The sequence below is a fragment of the Pseudarthrobacter sp. PvP090 genome (assembly GCF_040547365.1).
Lineage (GTDB): Bacteria > Actinomycetota > Actinomycetes > Actinomycetales > Micrococcaceae > Arthrobacter.
In genome coordinates, this window is record NZ_JBEPPO010000004.1 from 309,181 (window position 1) to 327,388 (window position 18,208).

Genomic DNA, 18,208 nt, shown 5'->3' on the forward strand with positions numbered 1-18,208 from the left:
CAAAGCTGCTGGCATTACGACGTTACTGCATCACACACGCCCGGCACCCGAGCAGGACGCCCCTGCCCGTATCCGGGTCCTCTCCGGCGACTTTTATACCCCCAAGGGTATGTGAGATACTGGCGTCCATCTTGTTTTTCACCGAGTGTGAGCGAGGAGGAACCATGACGGCACGCGGCCTGCGCCTTGTACGCGGCTGGATCGGCGCCGTCGTCGCGACCTCCGTCGCCGCCGGTTCGCACTTCCTGGCAGGCGGCAACGCCCCCGAACCTCCCCTCCTCCTGCTGGCCCTGGCACTGTCCGGACTGGCCTGCACCGCCCTCACCGGCCGCGGGCTGTCCCTGTGGCGGCTCTCCGCCGGCGTGGCACTGAGCCAGGGACTTTTCCACTGGCTGTTCAGTGGAGCAGCGGCTTCCCATGGGTCCATCACTCCGGCCGGCGGCCATCTGGCCCACTCGTCCGTGCTGGAACCTGCCGCCGGCGCGGTCCTCTCCTCCGCGGCGGACCATGCCTCACCACTGATGTGGCTTGGCCACGCCGTTGCCGCCATCCTGACCGTGGCCACGCTGCGCCACGGCGAGGTCGCCGCCCTCCAGCTGGTTCACGCCATGCGCCTGCGCGTAACGGCCTTCCTCCCGCTTTTCCTGCCCCTGCCGGTGCGCCCGGCCCCTGCGGCCCTGCCCACCAACCGGCCCGTCAGGCCGCTGCGCAACCTCGGCGCGCCCCTGCTGGTGATGCGCCACCGCGGGCCTCCCCTGCTTCCGCTCGCGTCCTAGGCGCCCTGCGCCTTTCACCCGATAAGCCCCGCCACGCTGCCAAGACAGCGCCGGGGCGGGAAGCAGCCATGACAAGAAAACCCTTGACAACATGGCGGAATCCTGGCTTGGGAGCAACCCTGCTCGCCGCCCTCCTGCTCTGCGTAGGCGCCAGCCTCCCAGCAGCACCGGCGGCCTTCGCCCACGACCAGCTGATTTCGTCCAGCCCGGCGCCCGATGAGCGCCTCGACAAGGCACCCGCCAGCATCACGCTGGCCTTCAGTTCGCCCCTGCTGGCGCTCGGCCACGAGGTCCGTGTCGTCGATGACAATGCCAGGAACTGGGTCAGCGGCGCGGCGGTACTCAGCCGGGAAACGCTGACCCAGGCGCTCCCGGAACTTCCCGACGGCGGCTACCAGGTCAGCTGGCGGGTGGTCTCCGCAGATGGTCACCCGATCAGTGGCAGCTACGGGTTCCGCGTCGGCAATCCTGCCGCCGCTGCGCCCGCGGCCTCCCCCGGCCCGGCTGCAGGCGCTGAACCGGGCGCGGCTGCCACCGCGGCTGACGCCGACGGCGCCGGGGACGGTGCCGGTGTGCCCGGCTGGCTGCCTGCCGCCGGAATCGCTGCGGCCGCGGGCCTCGGCAGCTATCTGGTCTTTGCAGGCCTCCGGCGCATGAAGCGCAACACACAATCCCCCAGCGAATAACACTTTCCAGGCCGGCCCGCTGCGGCCGCCTGCCACGATTCAGGAGCACCGCCATGTCCAAGAAGCTCATTATTCCCGCCCTTTCCGTTGTCGCCGCCGCAGCCCTGGCCCTCACCGGCTGCGCTTCCTCAGCCTCGACGCCGGCACCGTCCGCGTCTGCCGCCGCCACCCCGGCCACCGCTGCCACCGCGCTGGCGGCCAGCCAGGCGTGGGTCAAAGCCGCCGCGTCGGGCATGACCGGCGGATTCGGCGTCATCAAGAACACCTCCGGCTCCGACATCACCGTCACGGGCGCCTCGACCCCCGCGGCCCGGATGGTCGAACTGCACGAAACCGTCGTGGGATCCAACGGCGCCATGCAGATGCAGGCCAAGCCAGGCGGCTTCGTGATCCCGGCCGGCGGCGAACTGAAACTGGAGCCGGGCGCCAACCACCTCATGCTGATGGGGCTCACCGAGCCTGTCACGGCCGGCACTGAGGTGACGTTCACGCTGGCGCTGGCGGGCGGTGGAAACTTCGAGTTCACCGCCGTGGCGAAGGACTTCAGCGGCGCCAACGAGAATTATGTCGAAGAAGGAGGCTCGGGCATGTCCCACGGCCAGCCCTCCGGCACCGGCAGCGCAAGCAGCGTCGCGCCGTCGTCGTCCTCCAAATGAGCAACCGGGACCAGCACCCTGCGGACCCAACTGCGGACGGTAACGAAACCGGCACCCAGCGGAAACTGCCACGGCGCGGACTGCTGTTCGGCGGCGCCGCCGCAGGACTGGGGGCGCTGGCCGCGGCGGGCGCGCATCTCGCCGGGGCTGGCGGCCAGAACTCGAGGAACCCCGCCCCGGCTGAGCCCGCGGAGAGCGTCCACGGCGGCGGGCTCGTCCCTTTTTACGGCGCCCGCCAGGCGGGGATTACGACGACGGCGCAGGCCCACGGCGTTTTTGTCGCGCTGGATCTGCTGCCAGGAACGACGAGGACCGGGGTCAAGGCCATGCTGCGGCTGCTCAGCGACGACGCCGCGAACCTCGCCGCGGGAGAACCGGCGCTGGCCGACACCGAGGGCGAACTGGCCCGGGTGCCGGCCCGACTGACCGTCACTTTCGGCTTCGGGCCCGGGCTGGTGGCCGCTGTGGATCCCGCCCGGGCGCCGCGGTGGCTGAAGCCCCTGCCAGCCTTCAGCATCGACCGGCTGCAGCCTGGGTTTTCCGACGGTGACCTACTGCTGCAGATCTGCGCGGATGATCCGCTGACCGTGGCGCATGCCCAGCGGATGCTCCTCAAGGACAGCCGGAGCTTCGCGACTGTCCGCTGGGTGCAGACCGGGTTCCGGCGGTCGTATGGCAGCGAGAAGTCCGGGACCACCATGCGGAACCTCTTTGGCCAGGTGGACGGGACCTCGAACCCGGCGCCGGACAGCACGGACCATGAGCGTGTGGTCTGGGGCGGCGGGGATATCCCCGCGTGGACGGACGACGGCACGTCGGTCGTCATCCGCCGGATCGCGATGAACCTGGACAAGTGGGACGAGGTGGACCGCGTGGGCCGGGAGGAATCCGTGGGCCGCCGGCTGTCCACCGGCGCACCCATGACGGGGACGAACGAGCACGACGAGCCGGACTTCGCGGCCGTTTCCAGGCTCGGGTTCCCGGTGATTTCGGACGTCTCGCACCTGCGCCGGGCCCGGCCCGAGGACAGTTCCCAGCGGATCTTCCGGCGGGCGTACAACTACGATGCCGCGCCCGGCGCAGGAGGGGTCTCGGACTCGGGGCTGATCTTCGTGTCCTACCAGGCCGACGTCGACAAGCAGTTCACGCCCATTCAGCGCAGGCTCGATGAATTGGACATGCTCAATCAGTGGACGACGCCGATCGGCTCGGCCGTGTTCGCCATCCCGCCGGGGTGCCGTGAGGGCGGGTTCGTCGGCGAAGGCCTGTTCGCCTGACCCACAGCAACGCGGGGAAAGTGCGTGCGGCCAGGGCTAGTCCCCGCCGGCGCTGGCGGCCTCGTCCAGGGTGCGTGCCTCGAAATGCTCCAGCATCTCGCGCATGCCCTCCATGCCCTGCTTGAACACCTCGGACGCCCGCCACGCTTCAGCCTGTTCCAGGGATTCCCACGGGCCGGTGCTGATGAACCGGTTCCGGACATCGTGGTCATGCATCAGCACGGCCTTCCCGTGCGGGAAGTCCTCCTGGGTCTTCCGGGCCAGATCCCGCCAGGCCTGCACGAAATCATTCTCGCGGCCCGGGTGTACCAGCCAGATTCCCAGCGTATAAACCGACACGTCGATCGCCTCCATAGTTCGCAAGGGGTGGATACCCCTGATTATCGGCCCGGCCGCCGGGCTGCCGGTAGGGCCGATTTACCCGCCAGCGGGCTTAGACCTTCCGGTGGATCGACTTGTAGCTCAGGTACGCGTTCAGGCCCTCGACGCCGTACTCGGTGCCGAGGCCGGAATCGTGCCGGCCGCCGAAGGGTGCGGCGTGGTTGGAGGCGAAGAAGTTGATGCCCACCGAGCCGGTGTCCATCCGGTCCGCCACGGCCAGCGCCGCGTCCGGATCGGCGCCGAATACCAGCCCGCCCAGCCCGAATTCCGTGTTGTTCGCCAGCGCCACGGCCTCATCGGTGCTGCCGCCGGCGTCGTCGTATTTGAGGATGCAGATCACCGGGCCGAAGATCTCCTCCCGGGAGATCCGCATGTCCGGGGTGACGTCGGCGAACACGGTGGGTTCCACGAAGTACCCGCCTTCGAGGCCGCCGCCCAGGGACGCCGCGCGTCCGCCGGTGGTGGCGCGGGCGCCTTCGGCCAGCCCCGACTCCACGTACTCCAGTACGGTGCGGTACTGGGATTCCGTGGCGCAGGGCCCGAAGACCGTGTCCGGGTCCAGCGGGTCGCCCTGCTTGCCGGCGGCGATGGTGCCGGTGACCATGTCCACGACTTCCTCATAGCGGCTGGCGGGGGCCAGGATCCGGGTCGAGATGTAGCAGGTCTGCCCGGTGTTGCGCATCGAGGAGCGGATCAGCACCTTGGACATCGCGTCCAGGTCCGCGTCCGGCAGCACGATCGCACTGGACTTGCCGCCGAGCTCCAGGGTGACCGGGCGCAGCAGCTCGCCGCAGGCCGCCGCGATCTTCCGGCCCACCGGCGTCGAACCCGTGAACGCCACCTTGTCCACGCCCGGGTGCTTCACCAGCGCATCCCCCAGCCGGCCGGACCCGGTGACCAGGTTGACGACGCCGGCCGGGACGCCGGCGGCGGACACCGCATCGATGATCACCCGGAGCGACAGCGGGGTGGGCGACGCCGGCTTGATCACCACGGTGCAGCCGGCCAGCAGCGCCGGGGCGAGCTTGATCACCACGAGGTTGATCGGGAAGTTCCAGGGCGCGATCAGCGCGCACACGCCGATCGGTTCGCGCCGGACCACGGATTCGCCGCCGCCTTTGGGGAAGGCCCGCACGTCCTCGCGCTCCAGGTAGTCGGCGAGGGTGGCGAAGTAGCGGAAAATGCCCGCGGCGTTGGCCGCGGCCCCGGCGGATTCGGAGACCGGGGATCCGTTCTCGCGGGTGTTGGTCAGCGAGAGTTCCTCGGCCCGATTCTCGACTTCCTCGGCGATGCGCAGGAGGTACGTGGCCCGTTCGGAGGGCGCCAGCTGCGGCCACCCGCCGTCGTCGAACGCTTTGCGGGCGGAGCCGACGGCGGCGTCCACGTCGTCGGTGCTGCCATCCGGGACGGACCCCCAGACTTCGCCGGTGGCGGGGTCGGTGACCGGGTTGCGGCCCGTGCCCCGCGCCGGGGTCCAGGCGCCGTCAACGAAGATGTCGTCCACGTGGGTGTACGGCAGCTTGAGCGCGGCGCGGGCGGCCAGGGCGGGAGCATCGTGCGTCGCGGCGGTCACCGGATCACCGCCGTCTTGAGCAGGGCGGTGGAGCGGTTCAGGTCGGCGGTGGCCATGTCGTGGGCGGCCTGGGTGATGAGTTCGGGCACGATTTCCGTGGCCAGCCGGTCCGTGTAGGTGGCCGGGTCCATCTTGAACCACGTGGAAGCCAGGGCAATCCCTGCCTGGTCGAAGCGCCACAGCCGGTCGGCGTCGCGCATCAGCGCGTCCTCCAGCGACTGAGCCACCGGGCGGGTGTCATGGCCGTCGATGATCTCGCAGACGCGCTCAATGAATTCCGGGGAGTAGCCCAGGCCCGGGAGCACCCGGCGGGCCACGTCGCAGCCCTGCCTCTCGTGTTCGTAGCGAATTTCGGCCTTGCGCCAGTCCCCCGCGAACCCCTCGGAGAGGATGCGGGATTCGTCCACATGGGCCCAGCCGGTGTCGTGCAGCAGGGTGGCCACCCGGACCAGTTCGGCGTCGGCGTCGGGGTGGGCGCGGCAGAGGCGTTCGGCGAAGGCGAGCGAGATCGGCAGGTGGATGTCGTTGCCGCGGGTGCGGGTCTCGTGCACCACGGCCCGCCAGAGTCCGTCGAGGTCCCCGAGCGCCGCCGGGGTGGTGGCGATCGGGGACGTGTCCACCGGTCCCGGCGCCGGGACCGGCCGGACCGGGTACGCGGCGGCGAACTCCGCGGCCGCGGGACTGACTGCCGCCGGGTTTCCGGTGCCGGCGGGAGTGCCGGCGTCGGCTACCGGGGTCTTGGGGGTGGTCATAATGCTCCTTCGGGTGGGGCCGGCTTACTGTCTGAGTCCAGTTAGCTGTCCGTGGTGATCGTCTTGAGGGGTGTGGCCGGGTCCGCGGCGGCGTCGGCGGGGATGTTCTGGCCTTTGGCGAGGGCGTTTTTCACGGCCATGAAGTCCAGCGGGGCGTTGACGCAGTCCGCGGCGATGACCTGGCCCTGGCGGTAGTAGAGGACGCTGAACTTGCCGCGTTCCTCATCCCGCCGCAGCACGGTCCGGTCGTAGCCGTTGCAGAGTCCGGCGATCTGGAGTTTGAGGTCGGCCTGGTTTGACCAGAACCACGGGATGCCGGCGTATTCCTCGCGCCGGTCGGTGAGTGAGTACGCGGCCACCTTGGCGTGTTCGATCGCGTTGTTGACGCTTTCCAGCCGGATCCGTTCCCCGGGTTCCGAGCCGGGCACCGGGTTGGGCATGTTGGCGCAGTCGCCGATCGCCACCGTGGTGCCGTCCGAGGCCAGCGCGAAACGGTCCACCACGATCCCGTTGTCGACGGCGAGGCCGAGCTGTTCGGCCAGCTGGGTGTTGGGGATGACCCCGATGCCGACCAGCACGATCTGCGCGGGCAGCACGGTGCCGTCCTGGAGTTCGACGCCGGCGACGGCACCGGCGTTACCTGCGGCGCCGGCCGCGGTGAAGCGTTTGGCGCTTGTGTTGAGCCGGATGTCCAGGCCGCGGGCGCGATGGGCCTGCAGGAAGTAGTCGGCGGTTTCCTCGCCGACGGCGCGGCCCACCAGCCGCGGGCCGAATTCCAGCACCGTGACGTTCTTGCCCATCTTCTGCAGGCTGGACGCGGCTTCGAGCCCGATGAATCCGCCGCCGATCACGACGACGTCGTGCGCGTCCCCCACCCGGGCCTTGAGCGCCAGGGCGTCGTCGGCGTTGCGCAGGTACAGCACGCCGTCGAGGTCCCCGCCGTCGATCTCCAGTTTCCGGGCACGGGCGCCCACCGTGAGGGCGAGTCGTTTGAAGGGGAACTGCCTGCCCGAGGAGGCATGCGCGACGCCGGAGCCGTCGGCTTCCTTGTCGATTTTGACGATGTACTCGCCCTTGACCAGCGCCACATTGTGGTCGGCCCAGTAGTCATTGGAGCGGAAGATCAGGGATTCGCTCTCCACCGTGCCCTGGAGGAACTCCTTGGACAGGGCCGGGCGCTGGTAGGGGCGGTGGTCCTCGTCGCCGAGCAGCGTGATGTGCTCGTCGAAGCCGAGGGCCCGCAGGGAAACGGCGAGCTGGACGCCGGACTGGCTGGCGCCGATGATCAGCAGGCCGGTGCGGGTGGGGCTGTCCGGCTGCGCAGCGGCGCCGGCGGCGGTTTGTGCAGCGGCGGTGCGCGCAGCTGCGGCAACATGGGCGCCCATCACTACACCTGTGTTTCCGGTGTGGTGACGAACAGTTCGAGCTCGTCCGTCAGGCGCAGCTGGCAGGACAGCCGCGAGTTGTCCTCGCGGTCCACGGCGGTGCCGTACAGCATTTCGTCCTCCATGTCCTCCATCGGCGGGAGCTTCGACAGGCAGTCCTCGCGGACAAAGACGTGGCAGGTGGCGCAGGACAGCGAACCGCCGCATTCGGCCACGATGCCGGGGACGCCGTTGCGCACCGCGGTTTCCATGACGGAGTCGCCGGGATTGCCCTCGACGTCGCGGACCGCGCCCTCGGCGTCGGTGAAATGAACCGTTGGCATTGGTTCTCCTTGGTGTTGAAAGCGGAAAGTTGAGCGGGGAGTGGAGCGGTCAGATGAACTGGCGGCCGCCGTCGACCACCATGGTCTGCCCGGTGTAATAGGAACTGTCCGGCCCGGCCAGGAAGAGCGCCGCGCCCACGATGTCCTCGGGCTGGCTGGCCCGTTTGATCGCCCCGCGGTCCACGCCATAGTTCTCGGCGTTCTCCATCAGCCCGTAGCTGGCCTCGGTGAGGGTGAAGCCGGGGGCGATCGCGTTGACCGTGATCCCCCGCCGGCCCAGTTCCTTGGCCATCACCCGGGTCAGGGCCACTACCCCGCCCTTGGAGGCCACGTAGTGCAGCCACTGCTCCGAGCCGCTGAAGATCGTGGCGCTGGAAAGGTTGATGACGCGCCCGCCCTCGGGCAGGTACGGGCTGGCAGCCCGGGTCACGAGCCAGGGGCCCTTGAGGTTCACGTTCATCACCAGGTCCCATTCAGCCGGGTCGATGTCCTCGAACGCGCTGCGGGTCACCCCTGCGTACACCGCGGCGTTGTTCAGCACGACGTCGATGCTTCCGTTGCCGAAGTCCGCGCAGCTTTTCGCGAGGGCCTCGGTGGAATCGACGCTGGTGACGTCGGCGTGGAAGGCGGCCGCGTCGGCCCCAGTGTCGAGGACCAGTTTGGCCGTTTCCTCCGCACCGTCGAGGTTCACGTCCGCCACCGCCACGCGGTAGCCGCGGCGGCCGAAGCCGAGCGCGAACGCCCGGCCCAGGCCGCCGGCGGCACCGGTGATTAGGACGGTGCGGGCGGGCTGCCCCGCCTGGCTTTCCTGGCCCGTAGCGGCATATTCCGTGGCAGGCATATTTGATTCAGGCATCCGCTGCTCAGACATGGCTGTGGCTGTGCGCCCCGGGTCCGGAGACGAGCAGTTCGGCCTCGTCGTCGAGGATCTGGACAGTGCCCTTAGTCCCGTCCACCCGCAGCCGCTGGCCGGTCTTGATCGTCGTCGACGCCGAGCCGGTGCCGGTCACGGCCGGGAGGCCGTACTCGCGGCAGACGATCGCTGCGTGGCTCATCATGCCGCCGATGTCCGTAACCGTGGCCTTGATCTTGCCGAAGATCGGGCCCCAGGACGGTGCCGTGACGGTGGCGACGAGGATCTCGCCCTGCTGCACCTCGGAGAGCTGGTCTGCGTCGGTGACCACCCGGGCCAGGCCTTCGACGACGCCGGGTGAGGCCGCCATGCCCCGCAGGCCGCCGCCCTCGACCGCTTCGCCGGCGCCCAGCCACTGCTGGACCTGTTCGGTGGTGATGCCCCAAAGCATCCGGGTGAAGGGTTCGGTGATGATTTCCGGCGGGGTGTTCAGCGCCGGTGCGGGCCGGGCGGTCTTGAGCGCGTCCACGATCCCGCGGCGGCGTTCGATCTCCTCCGGCCAGTAATCCGGGCCGATCGGCTTGGCGCCGACGCCCCAGCCGGTGACGAGGTCGAAGAGCGCGTCGCGGACCTCGTTACGGCCCAGGTAGAGCAGGTCGTCCGGTTCGGTCCAGAATCCCTCGGCCTGCATCATGCGGGACAGTTCACGGATCTTGCGCCAGAAGACGCCCATGGTCCAGTGCTCGATGTAGAAGTTGTGGTTCTCCACATACGGGTAGGCGGTGGCGGCGAGCCCGCGCTTGGCGTCGAACAATGCCTGGTTTTCGCCCTCCAGCAGGTCCCGGTATTCCTCGATGATGCGGTCGCGTTCGACGATCAGGGCATCGACCGGGCGCATGATTTCCTGGCCCTCGTCCACGCGGCGGATGTAGTCCGCGATATACCCGAGCGGGATTTCCTGGTGTTCGTTCCAGTACTTGTCGTGGCCGTAGAAGCCGTTGCCCACGGTGAAGTTGAACCACGGGTCCTTGGCGGCCTCGTACTGCGCCATCCAGCGGTCCCCGCCGGGGGCCTCGGCGAGGGCGGCCAGGGTGGCGCCGACGTCGTCCGTGTTGCCGAAGTGCGGCTGGAGCCTCAGCTCGACGGCGAGTTTGGCGAGGTGCTTGAGCTCGTCATCCGGGCGGAAGAGTTCCATGTCGACGCCCTGCACCATGGTGGCGATGGACTGGTCCGGGATGTTGGGGAAGACCTGCTTGCAGAAGTTGAAGAAGTCCAGGTAGGCGATGTAGCCGAGGTTGAGGAATTCGAAGTGGTACTGCCAGTTCTGGTATGCCAGCTGGATCAGTCGGTCGTAGCTCTCCAGCAGCTTCTCGGAGCCGTCCTTGCCCTTGCCGGAGAGGATGTCCTCCAGCGGGACCACATCCGGGAGCTTGGGGAAGGAGATGGTTTCCATCTCGTCGATGGTGCCCTTGACCTTGACGTGCCACTGCTTGAGGAGCTGGTCCCAGTTCTGGAAGTAGTGGCCCACGCGCTGCTCGAAGAGCGGCACGCGCGCGGCGATCTGGTCCGCCGGTACCGGGATGGGCGACATGTACAGGTAGCCGAGGTGCACCCGGAATTCGATGCCGTTGGCGTTGGGGATCATCAGGTGCCGGGCGTTGTACTGGCCCAGGCATTTGACCGCGAATTCGCCGCCGATTGTCTCGAAGGGCTTGAACACGGTGGGCCAGTGCTGACTGTCGCAGAACCAGAACTTGGCGTCCTCCTGATCCTTGAGCTTGTCCTGGAAGACCAGGTAATACGGGTAGATGTTTTCCCAGCCCTCGGCGCCGGCGGGGACCGCGAGCTCGGAGGGTTTGGGGAAGGACTTCAGGGACATGGCGGTCCTTTCAATACGGGCTCGGCGTTGAGCCTGGGTGACGGAGCGGACGAGCGGGTCAAGAACTAAAAGGAGGGCTTCAGCAGCGAGGCGGTGATGCTTCCCAGGCTGAAGCCGGTGGCGGACGACGGCGCCGGGCCGGCCGCCGTCGTCGTCGAACCGGGCGCGGGTGAAGCGGGCGTCGGGCTGAGCCCGCTGAAGTAGCCGCCGGTGGCCGCCGATGACGGGACGGCCGGTTTGGACGAGTGCACGGTTTCCGGGCGGGACTGGAGCAGGAGCAGGTTCGCGCCGTCGGGCAGGTCCGTGTCGAGGGCCCACTCGATGTCCTGCGGGCACTTGTAGTGCTTCTCCGCGCGCTTGGCCATCTGCGCGACGGCCGTGAGTTCGGCGTCGGTGAGGCTGCGGCGGGCACGGCGTTCGGCGTCGACCTCCCGCTCGACCAGGTGGCCCGCCGCGGTGTCCGGGACGAGTTCGGCGTGCTTGTCGCCGAGGTGTTCGGAGATGACGGTCAGGGTGACCTTGTCCAGCATGATGTTGTCCGGGGTGACCTGGCCGGAGACCACCATCTCGCCGACCCCGTAGGAGGAGTCGATGGTGATCTTGGAGCGGTCGCCGTTGGTGGGGTCCATGGTGATGGCGACGCCGGAGATGCGGGCGTTGACCATCTTCTGGACCACGATGGCCATCGAGAGGCCCTCGTTGGGGATGTTGTTCTTGAGCCGGTAGATGATGGCGCGGGAGGTGAAGAGCGAGGCCCAGCACTGGCGGATGTGTTCGGTGACGGCTTTCACGCCGTCGAGCCAGAGGTAGGTGTCCTGCTGGCCGGCGAAGGAGGCGTCCGGGAGGTCTTCGGCGGTGGCGCTGGAGCGCACGGCCACCGGGACGGGTGCGTCGAAGCGGGACATCAGGGACTCGTAGGCGGTGACGGTGAGCTCGCGCAGGGCCTGGGGCACCGGGCGGGACCGGATGTCCTCACGGATGGCGGCGGAGACCTTGTCCACCTGGGCCATGTCCTCCGGGTCCAGTCCGGCCAGGAGCTCGTGGATGTCGCGGGTGATGCCGGCTTCCTCCATGAAGGCGTCGAACTGGGCCGTGGTGACGACAAAGCCGGGCGGGACGGGCATGCCGGCGGACGTCATGGTGACCAGGGAGGCTCCCTTGCCGCCGAGAGTCTCAAGCTTCGGTTCGAGGCCGCCGTCGAAGAACTGGATGTATTCGTTGCTTTGCATATTTCTCAGGCCTTCCAGCTGACGGGGACGGTCTCGGGGACACGGAAGGAGAGGTTCTCCCGGAAGGCGATGGCTTCCGGCTTCTCCAGCTGCAGCTCCGGGGCAAGCCGGGCCACTTCCTCGAGGGCGATTTTGGCCTGGAGCTTGGCGAGCATGTTGCCCAGGCAGTAGTGGATGCCGTACCCGAAGGAGAGGTGCTCGCGGGCGTTGGGGCGGGTGATGTCGAAGTCCTCGCCGGCGTCGAACTTGCCCTGGTCGCGGTTGGCAGAGCCCATCAGGAGCAGCAGCTGCGAGCCCGCCTCGATCGCGACGCCGCCGACCTCGGTGTCCTTGAGGGCCTTGCGCCGCCAGCCGACGATCGAGCCGGCGTAGCGCAGGACCTCGTCGATGGCGGCGGGGATCTTCTTGGGGTCTTCGACGAGCTGCTTCCACTGCTCGGGGCGGGCCAGGAGTTCGCGGAGGGCGTTGGAGATCAGTGTCGTGGTGGTCTCGTGGCCGGCGAAGAGCAGGCTGTAGAGGACGGAGGCGATCTCGTGGTCGGAGATCTCGGCACCTTCCTGCTGCGACTTCACCAGGTCCGCGGTGAGGTTGTCGCCGCCCTCCTCGTGGGCCACCCTGACCAGGCGGAGGCATTCCTGCCAGTACTCGACGAGGTTGTGGGCGTGCGGGATCTGTTCCTCGTCGCTGAGGTCGCCCCAGGTCATCGCGGCGCGGGAGTCGCTCCAGCGCTTGAAGGTGTCCACCTGGGAGACGTCCGCGCCGATCAGGGTGAGGATGGTGATGGTGGGGACGTCGTAGGCCAAGTCCTTGACCATGTCACCGCGGTGTTCCGGACGGGCCAGCATCCCTTCGAGCAGTTCGACGACGTTCTGCCGGATGAACGGTTCCAAGGCCTTGTAGCGGCGGGGCGTGAAGGCCTTCTGGACCACGGCGCGGATGCGGGTGTGCTCCGGCGGGCGCCGGGCGGACAGGCCGGAGTAGGCGGTGAAGCCGCCGTCCTCCATGATCTTCTTCGCGGCGGCGCCGCGTTCGCGGACGGGGGCCTGGGCGTTTTCGCTGGAGAAGGTCTCCCAGTCCTCGAACACGGCCTTGATGTCGTCATAGCGGGAGACGACGTAGAGGCCGACCCGCTCGTCGAACATCACGGGCTGCTCGGCCCGGAGTTCGGCGTAGGCGGGGAAGGGATCCTTCATCTGGAACGGCTCGTAGCCGTGGTGCCCGGCGGGGGCTTCGGCGCCGTGGCCAAAGGGACAGCGGCCGGCCGTGTCAGTCGACGATGACATCTGGGCTCCTTGGTTTTCGGTCCCGCCGGCGGCGGCGGTGCCTGCCGGGGGTTCTTATTCACCAGTGTGGCCCCGATCACTCTCCGGGTGCAGGGTTCGCTTCCACTCAGTGGAAACCAGTTATTTCCGGCCGCGAGCGGAATCCAGGCGGGCTGCGCTCCGGTGGCACTTCGACACGGACACGCCGCCAACTAAGCCGCCGCCGTCGAATATCGCCACCAAAGTGCCCCCGGACGGAGACAACCCGGCCGCACAACAGGACCGCGGGCCGCCCCGGGCTGCCGGATGCCGTAGAACGCGGCGCTGGACACACAGCGAGGACCGTGCCGGCTCAGTCCGCGCCGGCGACATGGCTGCCCAGCAGCGTTTCCAGCGGGATCCGGGCCGTGGCGCGCTCAATCTGGGCAGCGATGCCCCGCAGGACAGGCAGGTGCCGGGTCATCGTGGCGGCCTGGCTGGTGGGAAGCACCAGCCCGATCGAGGCGCCGATCCTGCCGGTGTGGAAGACCGGAACGGCGATAGAGCAGGAACCCAGCCGGACTTCCTCCAAGGTGGTGGCGTAGCCCTGCTCGCGGATCTGGGCCAGCTCCGCGGCCAGCTTCTTGGGGTCCACATGGGTGTGCGCGGTGTGGCGTTCCAGCTGCCGGTTCAGGTAGGCGTCCCGGACCCAGTCCTCCTCGAAGGCCAGGATGACCTTCCCGACGGCGGTCGCGTGCATGGGCAGCCGGCCGCCGACCCGGCCGGCGCGGGGTACCCGCTTGGAGCCGTAGACGCGGTCAATGTAAAGCACCTCGTGGCCGGCCCGGACCGCCAGATGGGCGGTTTCGCCGGTGAGCGAGAAGAGGTCCTGAATGTAGGGCCGGGCCGCGTCGCGCAGCTGCCGCCCGGTGTTCTGGGCAAGCTCCCAGAGCCGGATGCCCAGCTGGTAGCGGCCGTTCGGCTCGCGGGTGAGGAATCCCCAGTCGGTGAGCTCGTTGACCAGGCGGTGGGCGGTGCTCAGCGGCAGCCCGGATTTCTCGGCGATGTCGGTCAGGCTCAGGGCGCCCCGGGACTTCTCGAATGCTTCAAGGATGGCGAGGACCTTTGACGTCACGGTTCTGCCGGGTTCGCGGCTGCCGCCGGCCATCCTGACCTCCTCGTCGCGGGCTTGTCACGGGCGCTGGACGTGCTTCGTGACGTCACCGGGCCCGGTGGCCCGCCCGGAATCGAGTGTAGTCCGGGGCGGTCCTAACGGACTCCGGGCCGGCTCCACGAAGGAACCGGCCCGGAGTCCGTCCAAAAACAGCCGGTCAGGCGGAGACCCGTTCCGCGACGCTGGACTTGGCCGCGCGAACGGGCGGCACGCCGTCGCCGTCCTGGCCGTACAGCCAGTCGTTGTACCGGAAGTCGTTGTCCTTCCGGCTCTTGAAGAGCAGGTTCCGGAGGGTCCGTGCCAGCCCGGAGACGTGCCAGGATTCGCCCCAGACGCGGGCGGTGCGCTGCACCCGGGCCGTGCGGCCGGCACGGAGGTTGTTGAATTCCTTGATCGCACCGTCCCAGGCTTCCGGGTGGATGCCGACGGCGGTGAAGACGGTGCCATTGCTGACGTCCTGCAGCGCGGCGGCGTCCTCAAGGGCCTGGCAGGCGCCCTGGGCGAGGTACTGCAGCATCGGGTGCGCGGCGTCGCCCATCAGCACCATCCGGCCGGCGACCCAGTTTTCGATCGGGTCGCGGTCGTACATGGGCCAGCGGATGCCGGTGGCCAGGTTCTTGAGCGCTTCCTGGACGGCCGGGACGCAGTCCTTGTACGCGGCCTCGAGCTCGTCGACTCCCCCGTACTGCTCTTCGCCGCGCTCGAAGGAGGCGGACTTGAAGACAGCCACGGTGTTCAGCAGCTCGCCCTTCCGCAGCGGGTACTGCACGAGGTGGCAGTCCGGGCCGAGGTAGACGATGACGTCCTCAAGGTCGGCCTTGGGCGTGTTTTCGGTGATCGGCACGGTGCCGCGGTAGGCGACGTAGGCCGAGGGGACCGGCTCGTCCTGGGCAACGAGCGGGCGCAGGGTGGACTTGAGTCCGTCGGCGCCGATCACGACGTCGGCCTCGTAGTCCACACCGGCCGCGGTGTGCGCCACGCCGCGGCCGTTCACGGTTTCAACGCTCTCGACCATGACGTCATTGACAAGCTTGACGCCGGCCGCCTCGCAGCCCTCGAGCAGAACCCGGTGCAGGTCGCTGCGGTGGATCACAACGTAAGGGGCGCCGTAGCGGTCCGCGAATTCACCGTTGAGGGTCTGGCGCGTCAGCTCCTCGCCGGTGACGGCGTCGCGGAAGACGAGGTGCTTGGGCTGGACACCGATTTCCAGCGCCTTTTCCAGCAGGCCCCAGCGCTGCAGGACGCGGGAGGCATTGGGGGCCATCTGCAGCCCGGCGCCGACCTCGCCGAATTCGGGGGCCCGTTCCACGAGGGTGACGTTGGCGCCGTTTTCGCGCAGTGCGAGGGCTCCGGCCAGTCCGGCCATCCCCCCTCCGATGACGAGGACATCGGTGGACGTGGCGTGCTCAGACATTGCTTGCTCCTGTTGATGAGAGGGAGGGTGAGATGGAGAGTTTGGATTTCAGTTTGAGTCCGACGGCGGCCAGCAGGACCGCGGCGATGGCAGCTGCACCGGCGAAGGCGAGGAAGTTGGAATTGACGCCCAGCCCGGCGGCCAACAGGAGGCCGCCTACCTGGGGTGCGGCGACGGCGCCGATGCGGCCCGTCCCCAGTGCCCAGCCCAGCGCGGTTCCCCGGAGGTGTCCGGGATAGTGGCTCGCGACGGCGGCGATGATGAGGCACTGCGTGCCGTGGGTGCCGACGCCGGCGAGGACCAGCATGAGGTACACGACCGTCACTGACGGTCCGGTCACCAGGACCATCAGTGCGACGGCGGCGACGGCGGCCGCGGCGATCGCGGTCGGCACCGGCCCGAAGCGGGTCCCGGCCCAGGCCGTGATGACCGAACCGGCCACGGCACCCAGGTTGAGGGCCAGGGCGAAGGTCAGGGCGGAACCGAGGTTGTAGCCGGCCAGTTGCATGAGGTTGGGCAGCCAGGTGCCCAGCCCGTACCAGGCGAACAGCGTGGCGATCGTCGCCAGGGCGAACAGCAGGCTGACCCCCAGGTACGGAGCGCGGAGCAGGGAGGAGAACCCGGACGGTTCCTTGATCGTGCTGGCCTTACCGGCTGCCTTGCGGGCGGCCTTGTCGGCTGCACTGACCGGCGCCAGCGTCTCCGGGAGGTATTTCAGGCCAAGCGGGACCACAACCACCAGTGCGAGCCCGGCGACGAGGAACATGGACTCCCAGCCGAAGGCCGGGATCAGCTGGATGCCGACGAGGGCGGCGATGGAACCGCCGATCGGAACGCCGGACATCATCAGGGTGGCAATGGTGGACCGCCATTTGGTGGGGACCAGTTCGGCAACGAGGGCGTTCGCCGAGGGCACCAGGCCGCCGAGCCCGATGCCGGCGAGAAGCCGCAGGGCACCGAAGGCGGCCGCGTTGGGGGCGAAGGCGCACAGGACGGTGAAGATCGAGAAAACGACGGCGCAGCCCAGGATGGTGCGGCGGCGGCCCCATGAGTCGGCCATGCGGCCGGCGAAGATCGCCCCGATCATCATGCCGACGAAGGCCATGGACCCGATGGTTCCGGCGGTGGCCTTGGCCAGGCCCCAGCCGGTCTCGGAGATCAGGGAGGACTGGACGGTGCCGTAGACGATGAGGTCGTAGCCATCGAAGACCACCAAAAGCCAGCAGACGAAGACGGCGACTGCCGAGCCTTTGGAGAACCGGGACGCGGGCCCATCAGCGGTGGGGGCCGGAGCCCCAGGCGAAGACCGGTGCGGCGCTGCAGCGGAAGGTGTGTGATTCATGCCACTCACTGTCCTAGCGGTCGCAGGTGAACCACAATACAATTCTGATGTGCAGAACAAGCCAGCGTCCAAGAAGCCCGTGCAGAAGCGGCCGACCTACTCCATCGAGGCGGTCGACAATGCGCTGCAGCTCCTGCAATTGCTCCGCGACGGCGGGACGCTGCGCCTCAAGGACGCCGCCGAGGAGCTGGGTGTTGCCCCGTCCACCGCGCACCGCCTCCTGGCCATGCTGGTCTACCGGGGATTCGCCGTACAGGACGAAACCCGCCGCTACGTGCCCGGTCCGGCCATGGGGGTCGGGCCGGCCGGCCTGAGCTGGACCCGGCTGCTCCGCTCGCTCGCCCAGCCGCACATGGAGCTGCTCTCCGCGCAGCTCAACGAGACCGTCAACCTCATGGTGCGGGTGGGGACGAAAGTGCGCTTCCTGGCCACGGTGGAGGGAAACAATGTGTTGCGGGTGGGTGACCGGCAGGGGACGGTGATGCCGGCCAACAAAACCTCCGGGGGCAAGGCCATGCTCGCCGAGCTGGAACCCCAGATGATCGACCAGCTCTTCCGCAGCAACAATGCCGAGATCGGCGGGGATAACATTCCCGCCGCGGAATACCCTGCATTCATGCGCGAGCTCGAATCCATCCGCAGCAACGGCTTCGCGGCCAATTTCGAAGGCACCGAGGATGGCGTGAGCGCCCTCGGTATGGCGCTGCACAACCGGCACGGGCACGTGGTCGGCGCGGTCAGTGTCGCCACGCCCGCGACCCGCTTCCGCAGGGTATTCGACGCCGGGCTTGTCCCCGCCCTGCGGGAGACCTGCCGCCAGCTGGAGATCGATATTGCAGCCAATCCGGCCGAGCCGGACTAAGCCGCGGTCTCACGGGGCCAGATGACTCGCCTCGCTCCGGCCCCAACTGACTGGCAGCAGGGGCCGTTTTGAGGGCTCACAACGGCCTTAACGGCGAGTTAGTTGGGTGGAGCCGTTCCCTCAATTCTGACCAGCAGAATATGTTGGGGGTCACACTGCCTCATCCGTAGAGTCGAACTACGCCAAAGAATTGTTCTGACCTACCGAGGAGGCCCACGTGTCCATCAGCGCCGAGAACACGACTCACGAATCAGTGGCCGCCGGGCACACTGCTCCGGAGCCGACGCCCGAAGAAGCCGCGCAGCTGAAAGAGCTGTACCGGGATTTTGACCGCGAGAACCTGATCCCGCTCTGGACCGAGATCGCGGACCTCATGCCGATGGTCCCGACGCCCAAGGCGGTGCC

The 18,208-nt window shown here is 68.5% G+C and carries 17 protein-coding genes and 1 pseudogene; 6 read left to right on the plus strand and 12 right to left on the minus strand.

Features of this window, described 5'->3' with window-relative positions; translation table 11 throughout:
- Nucleotides 1-164: 164 nt before the first annotated feature.
- The 4 genes from ABIC21_RS06710 (at nucleotide 165) to ABIC21_RS06725 (ending at nucleotide 3,395) form a co-directional block, all read left to right on the plus strand.
- Nucleotides 165-776 (plus strand): hypothetical protein, encoded by a 612-nt coding sequence (locus ABIC21_RS06710; RefSeq protein ID WP_354349635.1) that lies wholly within the window; start codon nucleotides 165-167, stop codon nucleotides 774-776.
- Between the two features lie 107 nt (nucleotides 777-883).
- Nucleotides 884-1,462 carry a copper resistance CopC family protein gene (locus tag ABIC21_RS06715; protein WP_354349636.1) on the plus strand — a complete coding sequence of 193 codons (579 nt, stop codon included), beginning with the start codon at nucleotides 884-886 and terminating at the stop codon, nucleotides 1,460-1,462.
- Nucleotides 1,463-1,515: 53 nt separating this feature from the next.
- On the plus strand, nucleotides 1,516-2,118 hold the full coding sequence (locus tag ABIC21_RS06720; RefSeq protein WP_354349637.1) for a copper chaperone PCu(A)C: 603 nt from the start codon (nucleotides 1,516-1,518) through the stop codon (nucleotides 2,116-2,118).
- On the plus strand, nucleotides 2,115-3,395 hold the full coding sequence (locus ABIC21_RS06725) for a Dyp-type peroxidase (RefSeq protein WP_354349638.1): 1,281 nt from the start codon (nucleotides 2,115-2,117) through the stop codon (nucleotides 3,393-3,395). The genes ABIC21_RS06720 and ABIC21_RS06725 overlap by 4 nt, the downstream gene beginning before the upstream one ends.
- A 36-nt stretch (nucleotides 3,396-3,431) precedes the next feature.
- On the opposite strand, the gene ABIC21_RS06730 is transcribed toward ABIC21_RS06725, so the two are convergent.
- From ABIC21_RS06730 to ABIC21_RS06785, 12 genes are all read right to left on the minus strand, one after another.
- Nucleotides 3,432-3,734, minus strand: coding sequence for an antibiotic biosynthesis monooxygenase family protein (locus ABIC21_RS06730; RefSeq protein WP_354349639.1), 303 nt, complete (start codon nucleotides 3,732-3,734; stop codon nucleotides 3,432-3,434).
- Nucleotides 3,735-3,828: 94 nt separating this feature from the next.
- Complete coding sequence (locus ABIC21_RS06735) at nucleotides 3,829-5,349, minus strand: aldehyde dehydrogenase (protein ID WP_354349640.1); 1,521 nt, start codon at nucleotides 5,347-5,349, stop codon at nucleotides 3,829-3,831.
- Entirely contained in the window at nucleotides 5,346-6,101 is a 756-nt protein-coding gene (locus ABIC21_RS06740; protein WP_354349641.1) for an HD domain-containing protein, read from the minus strand. The genes ABIC21_RS06735 and ABIC21_RS06740 overlap by 4 nt, the downstream gene beginning before the upstream one ends.
- Before the next feature lie 41 nt (nucleotides 6,102-6,142).
- Nucleotides 6,143-7,486 carry an NAD(P)/FAD-dependent oxidoreductase gene (locus ABIC21_RS06745; protein ID WP_354349642.1) on the minus strand — a complete coding sequence of 448 codons (1,344 nt, stop codon included), beginning with the start codon at nucleotides 7,484-7,486 and terminating at the stop codon, nucleotides 6,143-6,145.
- Between the two features lie 2 nt (nucleotides 7,487-7,488).
- On the minus strand, nucleotides 7,489-7,809 hold the full coding sequence (locus tag ABIC21_RS06750) for a 2Fe-2S iron-sulfur cluster-binding protein (protein WP_354349643.1): 321 nt from the start codon (nucleotides 7,807-7,809) through the stop codon (nucleotides 7,489-7,491).
- A 49-nt stretch (nucleotides 7,810-7,858) separates the two neighbouring features.
- Nucleotides 7,859-8,665 carry an SDR family NAD(P)-dependent oxidoreductase gene (locus tag ABIC21_RS06755; RefSeq protein WP_354349644.1) on the minus strand — a complete coding sequence of 269 codons (807 nt, stop codon included), beginning with the start codon at nucleotides 8,663-8,665 and terminating at the stop codon, nucleotides 7,859-7,861.
- A gap of 7 nt (nucleotides 8,666-8,672) precedes the next feature.
- Nucleotides 8,673-10,541 carry a PEP-utilizing enzyme gene (locus ABIC21_RS06760; RefSeq protein ID WP_354349645.1) on the minus strand — a complete coding sequence of 623 codons (1,869 nt, stop codon included), beginning with the start codon at nucleotides 10,539-10,541 and terminating at the stop codon, nucleotides 8,673-8,675.
- Nucleotides 10,542-10,606: 65 nt separating this feature from the next.
- Nucleotides 10,607-11,770, minus strand: a complete 1,164-nt coding sequence (locus ABIC21_RS06765; protein ID WP_354349646.1) for a PEP/pyruvate-binding domain-containing protein — start codon at nucleotides 11,768-11,770, stop codon at nucleotides 10,607-10,609.
- A 5-nt stretch (nucleotides 11,771-11,775) separates the two neighbouring features.
- Nucleotides 11,776-13,053 (minus strand): cytochrome P450, encoded by a 1,278-nt coding sequence (locus ABIC21_RS06770; RefSeq protein WP_354349647.1) that lies wholly within the window; start codon nucleotides 13,051-13,053, stop codon nucleotides 11,776-11,778.
- A 331-nt stretch (nucleotides 13,054-13,384) separates the two neighbouring features.
- A complete protein-coding gene (locus tag ABIC21_RS06775) occupies nucleotides 13,385-14,179 on the minus strand; it encodes an IclR family transcriptional regulator (protein ID WP_354349648.1) in 795 nt (264 codons plus the stop codon).
- 163 nt (nucleotides 14,180-14,342) lie between these two features.
- Nucleotides 14,343-15,599, minus strand: coding sequence for an FAD-dependent oxidoreductase (locus tag ABIC21_RS06780; protein ID WP_354349649.1), 1,257 nt, complete (start codon nucleotides 15,597-15,599; stop codon nucleotides 14,343-14,345).
- On the minus strand, nucleotides 15,592-16,941 hold the full coding sequence (locus ABIC21_RS06785) for an MFS transporter (RefSeq protein WP_354349650.1): 1,350 nt from the start codon (nucleotides 16,939-16,941) through the stop codon (nucleotides 15,592-15,594). Before ABIC21_RS06785 ends, ABIC21_RS06780 begins: the two co-directional genes overlap by 8 nt.
- Nucleotides 16,942-16,990: 49 nt before the next feature.
- Here ABIC21_RS06785 and ABIC21_RS06790 point away from each other — a divergent pair, with 49 nt between their 5' ends.
- Both ABIC21_RS06790 and ABIC21_RS06795 read left to right on the plus strand, forming a co-directional pair.
- Nucleotides 16,991-17,803, plus strand: a complete 813-nt coding sequence (locus tag ABIC21_RS06790; protein ID WP_354349651.1) for an IclR family transcriptional regulator — start codon at nucleotides 16,991-16,993, stop codon at nucleotides 17,801-17,803.
- A 217-nt stretch (nucleotides 17,804-18,020) separates the two neighbouring features.
- A pseudogene (locus ABIC21_RS06795) lies at nucleotides 18,021-18,208 on the plus strand (cupin domain-containing protein); the annotation flags it as partial.

Coding starts and splice junctions, on each gene's coding strand:
- ABIC21_RS06710 (WP_354349635.1), top strand. CDS start 165: ATGACGGCACGCGGCCTGCGCCTTGTACGCGGCTGGATCGGCGCCGTC.
- ABIC21_RS06720 (WP_354349637.1), top strand. CDS start 1,516: ATGTCCAAGAAGCTCATTATTCCCGCCCTTTCCGTTGTCGCCGCCGCA.
- ABIC21_RS06725 (WP_354349638.1), top strand. CDS start 2,115: ATGAGCAACCGGGACCAGCACCCTGCGGACCCAACTGCGGACGGTAAC.
- ABIC21_RS06740 (WP_354349641.1), bottom strand. CDS start 6,101: ATGACCACCCCCAAGACCCCGGTAGCCGACGCCGGCACTCCCGCCGGC.
- ABIC21_RS06745 (WP_354349642.1), bottom strand. CDS start 7,486: ATGGGCGCCCATGTTGCCGCAGCTGCGCGCACCGCCGCTGCACAAACC.
- ABIC21_RS06750 (WP_354349643.1), bottom strand. CDS start 7,809: ATGCCAACGGTTCATTTCACCGACGCCGAGGGCGCGGTCCGCGACGTC.
- ABIC21_RS06755 (WP_354349644.1), bottom strand. CDS start 8,665: ATGCCTGAATCAAATATGCCTGCCACGGAATATGCCGCTACGGGCCAG.
- ABIC21_RS06760 (WP_354349645.1), bottom strand. CDS start 10,541: ATGTCCCTGAAGTCCTTCCCCAAACCCTCCGAGCTCGCGGTCCCCGCC.
- ABIC21_RS06765 (WP_354349646.1), bottom strand. CDS start 11,770: ATGCAAAGCAACGAATACATCCAGTTCTTCGACGGCGGCCTCGAACCG.
- ABIC21_RS06770 (WP_354349647.1), bottom strand. CDS start 13,053: ATGTCATCGTCGACTGACACGGCCGGCCGCTGTCCCTTTGGCCACGGC.
- ABIC21_RS06775 (WP_354349648.1), bottom strand. CDS start 14,179: ATGGCCGGCGGCAGCCGCGAACCCGGCAGAACCGTGACGTCAAAGGTC.
- ABIC21_RS06780 (WP_354349649.1), bottom strand. CDS start 15,599: ATGTCTGAGCACGCCACGTCCACCGATGTCCTCGTCATCGGAGGGGGG.
- ABIC21_RS06785 (WP_354349650.1), bottom strand. CDS start 16,941: ATGAATCACACACCTTCCGCTGCAGCGCCGCACCGGTCTTCGCCTGGG.